At 67.5% G+C, this 12,805-nt stretch carries 15 protein-coding genes; 12 read left to right on the forward strand and 3 right to left on the reverse strand.

Annotation, left to right across the window (positions count from 1 at the left end; all coding sequences use genetic code 11):
* Positions 1-54: 54 nt before the first annotated feature.
* The 5 genes from recQ to smpB all read left to right on the forward strand — a co-directional run bounded on the left by recQ (position 55) and on the right by smpB (position 4,897).
* Positions 55-1,905, forward strand: coding sequence for a DNA helicase RecQ (gene recQ / locus AB0M14_RS24910; RefSeq protein WP_364999067.1), 1,851 nt, complete (start codon positions 55-57; stop codon positions 1,903-1,905).
* A gap of 139 nt (positions 1,906-2,044) precedes the next feature.
* On the forward strand, positions 2,045-2,833 hold the full coding sequence (locus AB0M14_RS24915) for an alpha/beta hydrolase (protein ID WP_364998702.1): 789 nt from the start codon (positions 2,045-2,047) through the stop codon (positions 2,831-2,833).
* Positions 2,834-2,979: 146 nt separating this feature from the next.
* Complete coding sequence (locus AB0M14_RS24920; RefSeq protein WP_364998704.1) at positions 2,980-4,044, forward strand: metallophosphoesterase; 1,065 nt, start codon at positions 2,980-2,982, stop codon at positions 4,042-4,044.
* Positions 4,045-4,144: 100 nt separating this feature from the next.
* Complete coding sequence (locus AB0M14_RS24925) at positions 4,145-4,372, forward strand: hypothetical protein (protein ID WP_364998705.1); 228 nt, start codon at positions 4,145-4,147, stop codon at positions 4,370-4,372.
* Positions 4,373-4,420: 48 nt separating this feature from the next.
* Positions 4,421-4,897 carry an SsrA-binding protein SmpB gene (smpB, locus tag AB0M14_RS24930; protein ID WP_194815049.1) on the forward strand — a complete coding sequence of 159 codons (477 nt, stop codon included), beginning with the start codon at positions 4,421-4,423 and terminating at the stop codon, positions 4,895-4,897.
* Here the strand turns inward: smpB and AB0M14_RS24935 are convergent.
* Positions 4,894-5,562, reverse strand: a complete 669-nt coding sequence (locus AB0M14_RS24935) for a class I SAM-dependent methyltransferase (RefSeq protein WP_364998707.1) — start codon at positions 5,560-5,562, stop codon at positions 4,894-4,896. The two genes, smpB and AB0M14_RS24935, sit on opposite strands and share 4 nt — an antisense overlap.
* A 69-nt stretch (positions 5,563-5,631) precedes the next feature.
* Here AB0M14_RS24935 and AB0M14_RS24940 point away from each other — a divergent pair, with 69 nt between their 5' ends.
* The gene (locus AB0M14_RS24940; protein ID WP_364998709.1) at positions 5,632-7,179 is read left to right on the forward strand and encodes an AMP-binding protein; all 1,548 of its coding nucleotides are present in this window, start codon (positions 5,632-5,634) and stop codon (positions 7,177-7,179) included.
* A 106-nt stretch (positions 7,180-7,285) separates the two neighbouring features.
* On the forward strand, positions 7,286-8,359 hold the full coding sequence (gene mraY, locus AB0M14_RS24945) for a phospho-N-acetylmuramoyl-pentapeptide-transferase (protein ID WP_364998711.1): 1,074 nt from the start codon (positions 7,286-7,288) through the stop codon (positions 8,357-8,359).
* A 10-nt stretch (positions 8,360-8,369) separates the two neighbouring features.
* Here the strand turns inward: mraY and AB0M14_RS24950 are convergent, their stop codons facing one another.
* Positions 8,370-8,954 carry a hypothetical protein gene (locus AB0M14_RS24950; RefSeq protein ID WP_364998713.1) on the reverse strand — a complete coding sequence of 195 codons (585 nt, stop codon included), beginning with the start codon at positions 8,952-8,954 and terminating at the stop codon, positions 8,370-8,372.
* Positions 8,955-9,115: 161 nt separating this feature from the next.
* Between AB0M14_RS24950 and AB0M14_RS24955 the strand changes: the two genes are divergently transcribed.
* The 5 genes from AB0M14_RS24955 to AB0M14_RS24975 are packed head-to-tail and all read left to right on the forward strand — an operon-like array spanning position 9,116 to position 11,421.
* The gene (locus AB0M14_RS24955; protein WP_364998715.1) at positions 9,116-9,400 is read left to right on the forward strand and encodes a hypothetical protein; all 285 of its coding nucleotides are present in this window, start codon (positions 9,116-9,118) and stop codon (positions 9,398-9,400) included.
* Positions 9,397-10,119, forward strand: a complete 723-nt coding sequence (atpB, locus tag AB0M14_RS24960; protein WP_364998717.1) for a F0F1 ATP synthase subunit A — start codon at positions 9,397-9,399, stop codon at positions 10,117-10,119. Before AB0M14_RS24955 ends, atpB begins: the two co-directional genes overlap by 4 nt.
* Positions 10,120-10,159: 40 nt before the next feature.
* Positions 10,160-10,420: an ATP synthase F0 subunit C gene (atpE, locus tag AB0M14_RS24965; protein WP_209888471.1), complete on the forward strand. Its 261-nt coding sequence runs from the start codon at positions 10,160-10,162 to the stop codon at positions 10,418-10,420.
* 7 nt (positions 10,421-10,427) lie between these two features.
* Positions 10,428-10,901 (forward strand): F0F1 ATP synthase subunit B, encoded by a 474-nt coding sequence (locus AB0M14_RS24970; RefSeq protein ID WP_364998719.1) that lies wholly within the window; start codon positions 10,428-10,430, stop codon positions 10,899-10,901.
* A 4-nt stretch (positions 10,902-10,905) separates the two neighbouring features.
* Positions 10,906-11,421 (forward strand): hypothetical protein, encoded by a 516-nt coding sequence (locus tag AB0M14_RS24975; RefSeq protein ID WP_364998721.1) that lies wholly within the window; start codon positions 10,906-10,908, stop codon positions 11,419-11,421.
* 53 nt (positions 11,422-11,474) lie between these two features.
* On the opposite strand, the gene AB0M14_RS24980 is transcribed toward AB0M14_RS24975, so the two are convergent.
* A complete protein-coding gene (locus AB0M14_RS24980) occupies positions 11,475-12,782 on the reverse strand; it encodes an acyltransferase (RefSeq protein ID WP_364998722.1) in 1,308 nt (435 codons plus the stop codon).
* Positions 12,783-12,805 lie beyond the last annotated feature (23 nt).

Raw genomic sequence — 12,805 nt, forward strand, 5'->3', positions numbered from 1 at the left:
TCGTCGGGGACCGCTCGTAGGATGGGCCGGGTGACCCTCTCCGAAGCATTCCCGGTGACCGATGGCGACGCCCGCGAAGGCGCGGAATCCACTGCGGCGCAAGAGGTTCTACGTCGCGTATTCGGTTACGACAGCTTCCGCGGCGAGCAGGAGCAGATCGTCGAACAGGTGATCGGCGGCGGCGACGCGCTCGTGCTCATGCCGACCGGCGGCGGTAAGTCGTTGTGCTATCAGGTGCCCGCGCTGGTGCGTCCCGGTGTGGGCGTGGTGGTGTCGCCGCTGATCGCGCTGATGCAGGACCAGGTGGACGCGCTCAGCGCGCTCGGCGTCCGGGCCGGCTTCCTGAATTCCACGCAGTACCCGGATGAGCGGCGCATGGTCGAGGCGCAGTTCGTGGCCGGCGAACTCGATCTGCTCTACCTCGCTCCGGAACGCCTGCGCCTGGAGTCGACAGCGCAGTTGCTCGACCGCGGCAAGATCGCGCTGTTCGCCATCGACGAAGCGCACTGTGTTTCGCAGTGGGGCCACGACTTCCGGCCCGACTATCTGGCGCTGTCCATGCTGCACGAGCGCTGGCCCGACGTGCCGCGCATCGCGCTCACGGCCACCGCCACCGGGAAAACCCGGGACGAGATCGTGCAGCGGCTCGATCTGGGCGCCGCGCGGCAGTTCGTCGCCAGCTTCGATCGGCCCAATATCCAATATCGGATCGAGCCGAAGAATCGACCGGATCGGCAGCTGCTCGAGTTCCTGAAGGCCGAGCATCCCGGCGACGCCGGCATCGTCTACTGCCTGTCCCGCAACTCGGTGGAGAAGACGGCGGCGTTCCTCACCGAGAACGGCATCACCGCCGTCCCGTATCACGCGGGCTTGGACAACCGCACCCGCGCCGAGAACCAATCCCGGTTCCTGCGCGAGGAAGGCTTGGTGGTGGTCGCCACCATCGCCTTCGGCATGGGTATCGACAAACCGGATGTGCGATTCGTGGCGCACCTGGATCTGCCGAAGTCGGTGGAGGGCTACTACCAGGAGACCGGCCGCGCCGGCCGCGACGGGCAAGCGTCCACCGCGTGGATGGTCTACGGGCTCAACGACGTGGTGCAGCAACGGAAGATGATCGACTCCTCCGAGGGCGACGCCGCACACCGCCGCCAGCTACAGCTGCATCTGGACGCCATGCTGGCGCTGTGCGAAACGGTCAGCTGCCGCCGCACGCAGCTGCTGGCCTACTTCGGTCAGCAGGGCGAAGCGTGCGGCAACTGCGATACCTGCCTGACTCCGCCGGAGTCCTGGGACGGCACCGTGCCCGCACAGAAACTGCTGTCCACGGTGCTGCGCCTGAAGCGGGAACGCAACCAGAGTTTCGGCGCCGGGCACGTCATCGACATCCTGCTCGGCAAGTCGAATCCCAAAGTGCTGCAATACGATCACCACGAGCTCAAGGTGTTCGGCATCGGCACCGACCTGCGCGATATCGAATGGCGCGGCGTCGTGCGGCAGTTGCTCGCGCAGGGCTTGCTGGCGGTACACGGCGATTACGGGGTTCTCACCCTCACCGAGGCGGGCAACGAGGTGCTCTTCGACGGCCGTCAGGTGCGGTTGCGCCGGGAACCCGAGCGTGCCGCGAAACCCGCCCGATCGGCAAAAGCCAAGGGCGGCAAGGCTCCTGCCGCCGACCTCGCCGCCGCGGATGTGCCGCTGTTCGAACGGCTGCGGGCCTGGCGCGCGGCGACCGCCAAGGAGCAGGGCGTACCCGCCTACGTGGTCTTCCACGACGCGACCCTGCGGGAGATCGTGGCGCGCAAGCCTACGAGCCTGACCGAGCTCGGCAGCGTCGGCGGCGTCGGTGAAGCGAAGCTCACCAAGTACGGCGAGGGCGTGCTGGAAGTGCTCGCGGCGGACTAGCGAGCGTCGAGCGCGGTACCCGCTGGTCGGAGTCTCGGAGCAGTGCGCGATGAATTTCGCGGCCTGACAGCGTCCTACCGAATAGCGGGCCCTGCGAACCGGGGTCGACGGCTGCCCAGAACGCTCGAGGAGACGATTCATGAGTGACTATGTGACCACTGCGCGCGGCGACCGAGTCGCCTACGACCTCCGGGGATCGGGCCCCGGGCTGATCTTCATCGCGGGCGCCGGTCCCTACCGCGCCATCGATCCGGTGACCACCCAGACCGCTGAACTCGCTGCACGCCAGGGGATTACGACCATTGTTCACGATCGCGTCGGCCGCGGCGAGAGCAAGGTCGACGGGCCGATCGACCTGGCCCGGGAACTCGCTGCCGTGGCCGCCCTGATCGAGGTGGCGGGCGGCAGCGCGGTGCTGTGCGGGCACTCGTCGGGTTGTTCGATCGCGCTCGCCGCCGCCGTGCGCGGGCTGGCGGTCGACGGGCTCGCCCTCTTCGAAGCGCCCCTCGGCCCGCCGGACAGCGGCGGCCGGGAATGGGCCGCCGAGGTCGATCGGCGCATCGACGCCGGTGATCTGGAAGGCGCGATGCGCTACTACATGAAAGACATGCCGCCGGAGTTCTTCGACAACTGGCGGCAATCCCCGGAGTTCCCGGATCTGGTCGCCCAGGCCGGCAGCCTCCGGGCCGACGGCGAGTCGCTCGCCTGGGCCGAATCCGCTCCCCACGCTGAACTTTTCGCGACCGTCAAGGTCCCGGTGCTGGCGATGACGGGGGCGGAGACGTTCCCGGAGATGTACGCCGCCGCGGATTCGATCGTCGCCGCCATCCCGGGCGCGACCCAGAAAGCCGTGCCGGGCGCCCAGCACACCTGGGAGGCCGAGCCGATGGCGAAGGAACTCGTCGAATTCGTGCTCGCGACCCGCTGAGAATCGATAATCCCCACCGCGGTCCGGTCGTTCCGGCAGTATGCCCGGTGTACAGGCCGTGAACGACCGGCGGCGGCACTGGACACGTCTTGGTCAATCGACCAATATGTGCGAGGGCAGTCGCGTGGAATCAGCTGGAGGCATGAATGAGTGGCGCGCAGGGCATCGGACGCCGGGAACTGCTGACCGGTGCGGCCGCCGTCGCGGCGAGCGCGACGCTGGTCGGCCTCTCACCCGCCCAAGCGGTGCCGGTCGCGCAGGGCGTCGAGAAGTTCGGCTTCCCGGCCGATCAGCGCACCGTCCGTGTCCTCGTCACCGGTGACGCCGGCACCGGTACCCGCACCCAGTGGGCCGTCGCCGACGCCGCCCGCGAATTCCACCGCCGCGAGCCCTTCACCCTGGCGCTCGGCCTCGGCGACAACATCTACGAATCCGGCCCCACCAGCGCCACCGACGTCCAGTTCGCCGACAAGTTCGAGAACCCCAACGCGGGCCTGGATTTCCCCTGGGCGATGGTGCTCGGCAACCACGACACCAGCTCCATCCTGCCCGGCGACGGCGGCTGGCTGCTGCGCGGCAATGCCGAGGTCGAGTACCACGCGAACTCGCCGCGCTGGTGGATGCCGAGCCGCTACTACTCGGTCCGCCCGAACCCGGTGGTCGAGTTCTTCATCCTCGATCTCAACCCGCTCGGTTCCTACATCCCGCCGGTGCTGTCGGAGTACTGGGCGGTCGACGGCACCTTCATGAACGAGCAGCGCGCCTGGCTGGACCGCGCCCTGGCCGAATCCCCGGCCAAGTGGAAGATCGTCTGTACCCATCACCCGTACCTGAGCAACGGCAGCCACGGCAACGCCGGCCGCTACGAGGGCCTGTCGATCGAGCCGATCAACGGCGTGCACGTCAAGCGCTTCTTCGAAGAGCATGTGGCGGGCAAGGCGCACTTCATCCTGTCCGGTCACGACCACGACCTGCAGGTGCTGGAACCGACCCCGGAGGCCAAGGGCACCCGCCAGCTCGTCTCCGGCGCGGCCGCCAAGACCGCCGGCCATGCCGGCCGGACCGGCCCCAACGCGGCGCTGTTCGAGGACCATCACCAGCTCGGTTTCATGGTTATGGATCTGTCGGTCAATGCCGTGGACCTGCGCGTTGTCACCGTCGACCCGTCGACCGGCGCGGGCACCGAGGCCTTCCGGCGCCGATTGGCCTGACCGCAATCGCCCTGCGCCGCAATATCACCGAATCGCAACAGCGGGGCCGATCGGGGACCAAACCGGGCAGGATGGTGGGGGTGCCCGCTACCGTGCTCGCATGGCATCCGGTGATGGTGCGTCCGACGACGAGCCCGAAGTGTCCGGCGGCTCTCCTGCCGAGAGCGGAAATGCCGATACCGACGGTCGCAGGAGAGGAGACCCCATAGTGGATTCGGTCTGGCTCGGCCATCGTTATCCCAGACGTCTGGGCCGCCCCCGCTACACGACTCTGCTGATGCTGGCGGCTTTCATCGGCCTGCTCGTGCTCTACCTCAACCTGCACTGAAAGCCCCGCCGGAAAAAACCGGTTGCCGCGTCACATAAAGTGGACCGAATGAAGGAGAAGGGGCGCAAGGTCATCGCGACCAACCGCCGAGCGCGGCACAACTACACGATCCTGGAAACCTTCGAGGCCGGGATCGCGCTGGTGGGCACCGAGGTGAAGAGCCTGCGTGAGGGCAAGGCCTCCTTGGTCGACGCCTTCGCGACGGTCGACAACCGCGAGGTGTGGCTGCGCGGCCTGCACATCCCCGAGTTCAGTCACGGCACCTGGACCAACCACTCGCCCCGCCGCGTCCGCAAACTACTGCTGCACAAGCGGGAGATCGAGCGGCTCGTCGGCAAATCCCGAGAGGGCAACCAGACCTTGGTGCCGCTGTCCATGTACTTCTCCGACGGCAAGGTCAAGGTCGAGCTCGCGCTGGCCAAGGGCAAGCAGGACTACGACAAGCGTCAGGACATCGCCAGGCGGACGGCGGAGCGTGAGGTCACCCGCGAGATCGGCCGTCGCGTGAAGGGCATGAGCCGCTAGGGCTGCCGGCGGAACCGGGCCAGCCAGGCGGCGACGCTCACCTGTCCGTCGGTCTGCTCCAGTTCGGCGGCTTGTTCGGCGACCGACTCGGTCACCCGGCCCAGGTAGCGGACCGGCCGCAGGTCCTCCAATTCCCAGCCCGCGCCGAAGGACTCGCGGATCAGCGTGTCGCTGATGCGCGGACCGATACCCGGTTCCCGGTCCGAGAGCGCCAGCACGTGGACCAGCCCGCCCGGCTTGCACACCGCGTGCAGGCTGCGTACGTAGGCGGCGCGGCCCTCGGGATTCTCGCCGAACACGTGGAACAGGGCGCTGTCGACGATGGTGTCGAATACCGGCGCACCGCCGTCCTCGGACAGCGCCGTGGCGGCGGCGAGGTCCAGGGCATCGGCGACTTCGAACCGAGCCGACGGCACGCCTTGCGCCGCCGCGTTGCGGCGCGCGTACGCCACCGCGCTGGGGGAGACGTCGATGCCCCGGACGTCGTAACCGAGCCGGGTCAGCAGGATGGTGTGTTCTCCGGCCCCGGTACCCGGGTCGAGAACTCGGCCGGCGATCCAGCCCTGCTGTTCCAGTGCCACGATCGCGGGCTGCGGCGCACCGATCACCCAGGGTGCGGAGTCGTTGTCGTAGACGGCGTTCCAGGTTTCCAACGGTATCGTCATGATTCCACTGTGCGTGCTCAACCATGGTTGAGGTCAACCGGGGCGGGGCCGCCGTGGCAGACTGCGCACATGCAGGATGCCTCGGTTCCCACCATCACCTGCGGCACGCGGGTGCGTTCCCAGCCCGACGCGCACGCTCGTGCCGGAAGTCTTGCCGCCGCACTGATTTCCGCCGGTATCGAGCGCGGGGATCGCGTTGCGGTGCTGCTGCGCAACGACATCGAGTTCCTGGAGGTCGCCCTCGGCATCGCGACCTGTGGTGCGAATCCGGTGCCGATCAACACCCGGTGGAAAGCCGCCGAGGTGGCCCATGTCCTGGCCGATGCCGATGCCCGGCTGGTGATCGCGCATACCGAGTTCATCCCAATCGTCGAATCCGCTGCCGCGCAGGCGAATGTCGCGCCACTGATCGTCGAGGTCACGATGCCGGGGGAGCTGGTAAGCGCGCTCGGCCTCGACTCGGCGTGCACGCACCCCACCGAACGGCACCCAAACCTCGAACAGTGGATCGCCGAGCATCCCGAACCACTCGGCTACGTCGAAGGCGCGATCAGCGACTCGATGGGCTTGATCTACACCTCCGGCACCACCGGGAAGCCCAAAGGCGTTGCCCGCGAACGCATGACTCCCACCCAGCTGCTCGCCATCGCCGGTGGCACCGCGCAGCGGATGGGTCTCACACCCGGCGGCCACATGCTGGTAGCCGGACCGCTCTATCACACCAGTCCGAACGCGGTCGCCGTCCTCGCCCTGCGCATGGGGACCAACATCACCCTCATGCCGCGCTGGGACGCCGAGGATTTCCTGCGTCTGGTCGACCGCGATCGCATCCAGCACGCCAAGGTCGTCCCCACCATGCTCAGTCGCCTGCTGAGCCTGCCCGCCGAAATCCGTTCCCGCTACGACGTTTCCAGTCTCACCCACCTGATCCACTCCGCTGCCCCGTGCCCGCCCGCCGTCAAACGCGCCGCCATCGACTGGTTCGGCAGTGCTCTGCACGAGTTCTATGGTTGCAGCGAAGCCGGTGCGATCACCTGGATCACCGCCGAGGAGTGGCTCGAGAATCCGGGCAGCGTCGGCCGTCCCGTCGACGGCTCAGCTGTCCGCATCCTCGATGCTGACGGCGCTGAGCTCCCGGCCGGTGCGATCGGCGACGTCCATCTCCGCGGTGCGGACTACTGGCCCGCCTTCCATTACCTCAACCACCCCGCCACCCGGTCCAGCCCCCTGCCCGGCATGATCACCGTCGGCGACACCGGATACCTCGGCTCCGACGGCTACCTCTACCTCACCGGCCGCTCCGCCGAAATCATCATCGCCGGCGGCGTCAACATCTACCCCGCCGAGATCGAGAACGCCCTGATGTCGCTCCCCGGCATCGAAGACGCCGCCGTCTTCGGCGTCCCCACCTCCGCCGACCTCGGCGAATCCGTCCACGCCCACATCGTTCCCCGCCCCGGAACCACCCTGCACCCCAACGACGTTCGATCGGCCCTCACCGACCTCCTCGCCAACTACAAACTCCCCGAGATCCACATCGTCGACCAACTGCCCCGCGACGACTCCGGCAAGGTCTACAAGCACCGGCTCCGAGCCGCACACACCGCCCGGGCCTGACGGCGGCGCGGGGCCGAAATCGGGCGATGGCTACCATCTTTCGAGGCGCACTGGCGCGCGGCGTTGATCGGTGGCAGCAGGAGTATTCCGGCGGGTTGGGTGGCGTATGAGGCAGATCTTGTTTTCGGCGATGATCGCGCTGGCGGTGTCGATCAGTCTGACGCCTTTGCTGATCAAGCTGTTCGCGACCAGGCGGGTGGGGCAGGAGATCCGGGCCGACGGGCCGGCGAGCCATCAGGCCAAGCGCGGCACGCCGACCATGGGCGGTATCGCGATCCTGGTCGGCATCTGGGCCGGATACCTCGGATCGCATCTGATCGGGATGCACGACACCGAAAGTCCGTCCGCCTCCGGGCTGCTGGTGCTCGGATTGGCTACCGCGCTGGGCATCGTCGGGTTCCTCGACGACTCGATCAAACTCCGTAAGCGCCGCAATCTGGGTTTGACCGCGACCGGCAAGTACGTCGGCCAGCTCGGCGCCGCGGTGATCTTCGGTGTGCTGGCGCTGCGGTTCCCGGACAGCACCGGGCTGACTCCGGCCAGCCGCCACCTGTCCTACGTCCGGGACTATCCGATGGTGACCTTCGGGATCGTCCTGTTCTTGGTGCTGGTGTGCTTTCTGGTGGTGGCGTGGTCCAACGCGGTCAACATCACCGACGGCCTCGACGGCCTGGCCGCCGGATCGATCAGCTGCGCCCTGGGCGCGTACATGATCATCACCTTCTGGCAGTACACCAACGCGTGCACCACCACCCCCGAAGTCGGCTGCTACAACGTCCGCGATCCGCTGGACCTCGGCGTCATCTGCGCCGCCGGTGTCGGCGCCTGCATCGGATTCCTCTGGTGGAACGCCCCGCCCGCCAAGATCTTCATGGGCGACACCGGCTCGCTCGCCCTCGGCGGCCTGCTCGCGGGGCTGTCGATCACCACCCGCACCGAACTGCTGATGGCCGTCGTCGGCGCCCTGTTCTGCGCCGAAATCCTCTCGGTCCTGCTACAGATCGTCGTCTTCCGCTCCACTGGCAACCGCCTGTTCAAAATGGCCCCCTTCCACCACCATTTCGAACTCAGCGACTGGCCCGAAACCACCGTCATCATCCGCTTCTGGCTCCTCGCCGGCATCGCCGCCGCCGTCGGCCTGATGCTCTTCTACGGCGAGTACCTCGCCGCGGTGGGGTAGGCCGCGCGAATTACGGCGCGTCGGTGCGGCTGAGGTACTGCGCACCGCGCGGTGAGAGCTCGTAGCCGACGTCCAGGCTGTGGGTGAGGCCGAGGTTCTTCAGTTTGCGGACGTCGAGCTTGAAGGAATCCTTGTCTCGGCCGAGCAACTCGGCGAGGTCTCCGGCGCGGCGTCCGGGATGCTCGGCGACGACGTCGAGGACCGCGGCTGTCCAGGGGCCTCGACGGCTGGCGCGGTCGAGACGGACCAGGGCCGCGTCGATCTCGGCGACGTCGTCCCGGGTCAGGTCCGCACGGGCGCGAAGCTGCACGCGCTCGTCCGGGCCGGCGAAGCGCACCGTGATCCGGTAGACGGGATCGTCCGCGGCGCCACGAAACGCTTTACGCACGGCCGCGGCATTCGGCTCGCCCGCCCTGCGTGCTTCCTGATCCGAGATGTCTTGTGGCGCAATCGAATCCACGCTGACGATTTCGATGACCCCGGCCGAGCTGTGCAATCTACCGCCGACCCGCACCCGGGGTTCGCTCCAGCGCCGGAAGACCTGTACGACGTCTCCTGCTGCGACGCCGCGCGCAATCCGATCGGAGAGGATCATCCCGCGATCGTACGACCGCGGAGCAGCGGAGCGCCGCATGCGTCCGGTGGTCTGCGCATCTCTCTATTCCACCGCACGGAGGTGGGTGGAGTCAATAGTCTTGTTGCGATCAAATGTAGCAACTATGCTACGTAGTATCACGACCTCAACGGGGAGGCCTTATGGCGATATCGCTGGTTTTGTTCATTTGCGCCGGGTTGGCGCTGGGCTGGGGGAACGCTCGATTCACCCGGGTGTCGGTTGACCGGATCGCCGATTCGGAGGCCGGGGGCGTCGGTGCACTGGCTCTGTTCTCGGGAGCGAGATTGGTTGTTCTGACTGCTGTTTCGGTGGCTCTGGCCTTCCTGGTGCGGCCGGGCGGAGTAGGAGTTCTGGTGGGGCTGGCGGGATTTCAGGCGTTCGCGCTGCTGTGGTTCGCGCGGCCGATGCTGCGGGGGCGGACATGACGACGGTCAAGGTCGGTGAGCACCAGACCGTGCGGTGGCTCGGGCTGGAGTTCAACATCGACACGATTCTGTCGACGTCGGTGGCCGCGGCGATCGTGCTCGGGCTGGCGTTCTATCTGCGGGCGACGGTGACTTCCGGTGTGCCGAACGGGGTTCAGCTGTTCTTCGAGACCGTGACGGTGCAGCTGCGCGGGCAGGTGGAATCGGCGATCGGGATGCGGATCGCACCGTTCGTGCTGCCGCTGGCGGTCACCTTGTTCACCTTCATCCTGCTGTCGAACTGGCTGGCGGTGCTGCCGGTGCGCTACGGCGAGGGCGAGCTGATCCATCCGCCGACCGCGGACATCAATTTCGTCTACGCGCTGGCCGCGTTCGTCTTTCTCGGATACCAGGTGGCCGGCGCCGTCCGGCGCGGTCCGCTCACGCACCTGAAGATGGTGCTCAAGGGCCACACCGGCTGGGGTCCGATGGTGTTCATCAACATCATCGAGGAGATCGCCAAACCGCTGTCGCTGTCGCTGCGACTGTTCGGGAACATGTTCGCCGGTGGCGTGATGCTCTCGGTGATCACCCTGCTTCCGGCCTGGATCAGCTGGGGCCCCAACGCGATCTGGAAACTGCTCGACCTGTTCGTCGGCTTCATCCAGGCCTTCATCTTCACCCTGCTCACCATCCTGTACTTCGGTCAGTCGATGGCTCGTGAGCACGAAAACCACTGAACACCAAGACTTTCCGGTTTCACCAAGAAGGGAAACGAAAATGGCGGACATCACGAACACCGGCATGATCCAGGCGGCGGCGCTCATCGCCGGCGGATTCATCCTGCTCGGCGGCGCGATCGGCGCGGGCTTCGGCAACGGCATGGCCAGCTCGGCTTTGATCAACGGTGTTGCCCGGCAACCGGAGTCGGAATCCCGGCTACGCGGCAATTACTTGATGGCGGTCGGCTTGATCGACGCGGTCTACTTCATCAACCTCGCGTTCATGGCACTGTTCGTGTTCGCGACGCCAGGCAAGTAGCGGGCCGATGTCGACGAAAAACACTGCCCAAGACAACTTCCTGCTGCCCAACGGCACGTTCTTCGCCGAGCTACTGATCTTCCTCACCGTACTGGGCGTCATCTGGCGCTTCGTCGTCCCGCCGATCCACCGCGTGCTGGCGGAACGTGAAGCGCGCGCCGCGCAGACCGCGGCCGATCGGGAAACGGCACGCAAGGCGCGTGCGGAAACCGAAGCCGCCTACCAATCGGGTCTCGCCGAAGCCCGGGTGGCGGCCACCGGAATCCGGAAACAGGCACGCGAGCAAGGCCGTTCGCTGCTCGCGGAGCGCCGTCTCGCGGCGCAGGCGGAATCCGACGCGCAGGTAGCCCGGTCACTGACCGAGCTACAGGCGAACGCGGACCAGGTCACCGCCGATCTCCGGGACAGCGTCGATCCGCTCGCGCAAGCGCTGGCCGACCGTGTCCTCGGCGCGGAAACCACCAGGGCGGGAAAGGGATAGGAGAATGCACCCCATCGTCTGGGACTGGCCGATCTTCCTCAGTCAGCTCTTCGGCTTCGCGGTCGTCGTCTACGTCCTCAACCGCTCGGTCAAACCCCGCATCCGCGCGGCGATGATCAAGTCGCAGAACACGATCCGAACCCAACTCGAAGACAGCAGACGCGCCGCCACGCAGGTGGTCGCGGCGGGGGAAGCGCACGAATCCGCCCTGGCCCAAGTGGAACTCGCGAAACTGCACTACGAAAAGGAGGCACACGCCGCCGCGGACCAGATCCTCGCGGACATGCGCGCCGAAGCCGAGGAAGCGGCCGTGCGCACCCGGCGCCAGGGCCGCGCGCGAATCCGCCAGGCCCGCCGCGAAATAGCCGATCAGCTGAAGTCCGATCTGCACGCCGCGGTCCTGGATCGAACAGAACACCTGGTCCGTGCTCGCCTGACCGCCCCGCCCGCCAGGCTGGGCAGTATCGACCGCTTCCTCGACGACTTGGACGAGGTGCGGGAACGGCCCAGGGCGGCTTGAGTAAACGAACCCGTCGGCATCGCGGTGCCGACGGGTTCACTGCGCTTCGGCGCCTACCGGGCGGTACGCAGCCGGAGCAGCACCGCGCCGGCGGCCAGCAGGATCACGCAGCGCAGCGGGGTGACCTCGAACATCAGCAACGGGGCGGCCCGCCCGGAGAGTGCGCCGCCGAAGCCCGCGGCCGATATGCCGAGCACCCCGGCCAGGCACAGGATCATGCCGAACGCGGCGCGGCTCGTGGGCAGCGGCGCGCGCACCAACTCCCGCGGCCGGTCCATTCGCCGGAACAGCGCGATGAGCACCGCGGTCACCGCCGCGAACAGGCTCAGCTCGATCGGCCGGCTCAACCACCAGAGCGCCGAACCGACCGTCGGCCCGGCACTGCCGAGCGCCAGCTGTACCCCACTGACCAGGAACAACGCCGTCAGATGCCAAAGGAACGCGGTCATCGCGACACCATTGGCGGCAACCACCGCAAGCCACACCCTGGGGCGGGCAAGCACACGACTGATCGAGTTGCGCAGCAGCACCGCCGCGCCGATCAGCCACAGCGCGTGCGCCATCAGCGCGGCCGTCGGCGGCGACATATTGGACACCGCCGCACCGGGCATGCCCACCATCGACAGCGGGTAGGGGCCGAACGTCACCAAGGCCACCGCGGCGGCCAACCCGCCGATCGCCAGTGCGCCGCCGGCCCGCCGACCGAGGCGGCCATCGGCGTACAGGAAACCCAACTGGTGCACCGCGAGCCAGACCAGCGCCACATTGACCAACCCGAACTCCGTGTGCCCCAGCCCGAATCGAACCAGATCCACCCCGGCGACCCCGGCCACCAGCAGCACCGGAACCGCGATCCCGAACCGCCGATGCAACGCCCACATGACCGGCGCCAACGCCACCACCCCCAGGTACACCCCGACGAACCACAGCGGCTGCCCGATCAACCGCGTCGCCGTCCGCAGCAGCCCCGAGTCGTGCCCGGTCAACTCGATCAACAGCCCCACGACCAGCCAGACAGCCGCGAACGCCGCGGTCGGAATCAATAGCCGCGCGGCCCGCCCACGGACGAATTCGGCGTACCCCGGAGCCCGGCGCAGCGCCCCCGCGTGCGCGAAACCGCCCACGAAGAAGAACAGCGGCATCACCTGAAAGACCCAAGTCAGCGGCTGCAACCCAGGCAGAATCCCCAACGCGTTATCCGCCCGGACTTCCCCGTCCGCCCCGCGCACCAGCACCACCATCAACCAGTGCCCCAGCACCACCGTCGCCAGCGAGAACACCCGCAACAGGTCCATATAGCGGTCCCGCGAATCAGGCGTCGCCGCCGCCAGCTCCCGCGCGGAAAGAGTCTGAATTGCCATACCGCCGAGCCTGACCGACCCGG

Source organism: Nocardia sp. NPDC051832 (assembly GCF_040681285.1).
Taxonomy (GTDB): domain Bacteria; phylum Actinomycetota; class Actinomycetes; order Mycobacteriales; family Mycobacteriaceae; genus Nocardia.